The sequence below is a fragment of the Idiomarina sp. ST20R2A10 genome (assembly GCF_051842345.1).
Lineage (GTDB): Bacteria > Pseudomonadota > Gammaproteobacteria > Enterobacterales > Alteromonadaceae > Idiomarina > Idiomarina loihiensis.
This window is the reverse complement of record NZ_JBNIEY010000019.1, coordinates 1-3,290: the sequence shown is the minus strand read 5'-3', so window position 1 is coordinate 3,290 and position 3,290 is coordinate 1. Positions and strand designations below refer to the sequence as shown.

General features: G+C 51.5%; 2 rRNA genes. Both read right to left on the bottom strand.

The features are described 5' to 3' along the window. Window position 1: 1 nt before the first annotated feature. Window positions 2-117, bottom strand: a 5S ribosomal RNA gene (rrf, locus tag ACP7H9_RS14100). Window positions 118-267: 150 nt separating this feature from the next. Beyond that, window positions 268-3,156: ribosomal RNA gene (locus ACP7H9_RS14095) — 23S ribosomal RNA — on the bottom strand. Window positions 3,157-3,290: the final 134 nt, after the last annotated feature.

The window sequence follows — 3,290 nt, the reverse complement described above, 5'->3', positions numbered from 1 at the left end:
AGTCTGGCGGTGACCTACTCTCGCATGGGGAGACCCCACACTACCATCGGCGCTGGTGTGTTTCACTTCTGAGTTCGGAATGGATTCAGGTGGTGCCACACCGCTATGGCCGCCAGACATAAACTGTCACAACATGTAAAAACTGACTGCTTTTTTAAGTAAAAGCCACTCTGTTGAATTCACTATCTCACCTGATGTGAACATCAGGCTACTTATTCGGTAAAGTCGCTCGCTTGTGCGTAACGTCCCAAACACCTTGGGTGTTGTATGGTTAAGTCTCACGGGCAATTAGTACGGGTTAGCTCAACGCATTACTACGCTTCCACACCCCGCCTATCAACGTTGTAGTCTCCAACAACCCTTCAGAGCACTCTAAGTGCTAGTGACAGCTTATCTTGAGGCTCGCTTCCCGCTTAGATGCTTTCAGCGGTTATCGATTCCGAACGTAGCTACCGGGCAATGCCACTGGCGTGACAACCCGAACACCAGAGGTTCGTCCACTCCGGTCCTCTCGTACTAGGAGCAGCTCCTCTCAACTCTCAAACGCCCACGGCAGATAGGGACCGAACTGTCTCACGACGTTCTAAACCCAGCTCGCGTACCACTTTAAATGGCGAACAGCCATACCCTTGGGACCGACTTCAGCCCCAGGATGTGATGAGCCGACATCGAGGTGCCAAACACCGCCGTCGATATGAACTCTTGGGCGGTATCAGCCTGTTATCCCCGGAGTACCTTTTATCCGTTGAGCGATGGCCCTTCCATTCAGAACCACCGGATCACTATGACCTACTTTCGTATCTGCTCGACGTGTCTGTCTCGCAGTTAAGCTGGCTTCTGCCATTGCACTAACCGTACGATGTCCGACCGTACTTAGCCAACCTTCGTGCTCCTCCGTTACTCTTTGGGAGGAGACCGCCCCAGTCAAACTACCCACCAGGCACTGTCCACAACCCCGATAAGGGGCCAATGTTAGAACATCAAACATACAAGGGTGGTATTTCAAGGATGGCTCCACGTCAACTAGCGCCAACGCTTCAAAGCCTCCCACCTATCCTACACATGTAGGTTCAATGTTCAGTGCCAAGCTGTAGTAAAGGTTCACGGGGTCTTTCCGTCTAGCCGCGGGTACACAGCATCTTCACTGCGATTTCAATTTCACTGAGTCTCGGGTGGAGACAGCGTGGCCATGGTTACACCATTCGTGCAGGTCGGAACTTACCCGACAAGGAATTTCGCTACCTTAGGACCGTTATAGTTACGGCCGCCGTTTACCGGGGCTTCGATCAAGAGCTTCGTCCGAAAACTAACCCCATCAATTAACCTTCCGGCACCGGGCAGGTGTCACACCGTATACGTCCACTTTCGTGTTAGCACAGTGCTGTGTTTTTAATAAACAGTCCCAGCCACCTGGTCACTGCGACCACCAGCAGCTCATGACGCGAAGTCAATCACCACCAGTGGCGTACCTTCTCCCGAAGTTACGGTACTATTTTGCCTAGTTCCTTCACCCGAGTTCTCTCAAGCGCCTTAGTATTCTCTACCTGACCACCTGTGTCGGTTTGGGGTACGGTCAATGTTCATCTGAAGCTTAGAGGCTTTTCCCGGAAGCATGGCATCAATGACTTCGCACCCGTGGGTACTCGTCTCGTGTCTCGGCCTTAAGGACCCGGATTTACCTAAGTCCTCAGCCTACGCACTTTCACCGGGACTACCAACGCCCGGCTCACCTAGCCTTCTCCGTCCCCCCATCGCAATGAACATCGGTACAGGAATATTGACCTGTTTTCCATCGACTACGCGTTTCCGCCTCGCCTTAGGGGCCGACTTACCCTACCCTGATTAGCATGGGATAGGAAACCTTGGTCTTCCGGCGTGGGAGTTTTTCACTCCCATTATCGTTACTCATGTCAGCATTCGCACTTCTGATATGTCCAGCAGTCCTCTCGAACCACCTTCGCCCACTTACAGAACGCTCCCCTACCCCGCATACATAAGTATGCAGCCGCAGCTTCGGTGTATGGCTTAGCCCCGTTACATCTTCCGCGCAGGCCGACTCGACTAGTGAGCTATTACGCTTTCTTTAAAGGATGGCTGCTTCTAAGCCAACCTCCTAGCTGTCTCTGCCTTCCCACATCGTTTCCCACTGAGCCATAACTTCGGGACCTTAGCTGGCGGTCTGGGTTGTTTCCCTCTTCACGACGGACGTTAGCACCCGCCGTGTGTCTCCCGGATAGTACTCATTGGTATTCGGAGTTTGCATGGGGTTGGTAAGTCGGGATGACCCCCTAGCCCAAACAGTGCTCTACCCCCAATGGTATTCGTCCGAGGCTCTACCTAAATAGATTTCGGGGAGAACCAGCTATCTCCGGGCTTGATTAGCCTTTCACTCCTAGCCACAAGTCATCCCCTCATTTTTCAACATAAGTGGGTTCGGTCCTCCAATTGATGTTACTCAATCTTCAACCTGCTCATGGTTAGATCGCCCGGTTTCGGGTCTATACCCTGCAACTCAACGCCCAGTTAAGACTCGGTTTCCCTACGGCTTCCCTATACGGTTAACCTTGCTACAGAATATAAGTCGCTGACCCATTATACAAAAGGTACGCAGTCACGGAACAAGTCCGCTCCTACTGCTTGTACGTACACGGTTTCAGGTTCTATTTCACTCCCCTCGCCGGGGTTCTTTTCGCCTTTCCCTCACGGTACTGGTTCACTATCGGTCAGTTGGGAGTATTTAGCCTTGGAGGATGGTCCCCCCATATTCAGTCAGGATATCACGTGTCCCGACCTACTCGATTTCACTTATCATGCACCTTCACATACCGGGCTCTCACCGTCTGTGGCTCCGCTTCCCATCGGATTCTGTTAGCACAAGTTAAGCTTAAGGGCTGCTTCCCGTTCGCTCGCCGCTACTGGGGAAATCTCGGTTGATTTCTTTTCCTCCGGGTACTTAGATGTTTCAGTTCTCCGGGTTCGCTTCCTGGCACCTATTGATTCAGTGCCGGATACTCTGTAAACAGAGTGGGTTTCCCCATTCGGAAATCCATGACTCAAATGCCTCTTACTGGCTTATCATGGCTTATCGCAAGTTAGTACGTCCTTCATCGCCTCCAACTGCCTAGGCATCCACCGTGTACGCTTAGTCACTTAACCATACAACCCGAAGGTGTCTGGCATACGTGACCAAGATTGTTTGTTCTCGCTGTACACAAGTTCGATACGCCTCTACCAAATCAGTTTGTTCAAGTAGAGTGGCATTTCTTACTTTTAATATTACAATCAGCTTT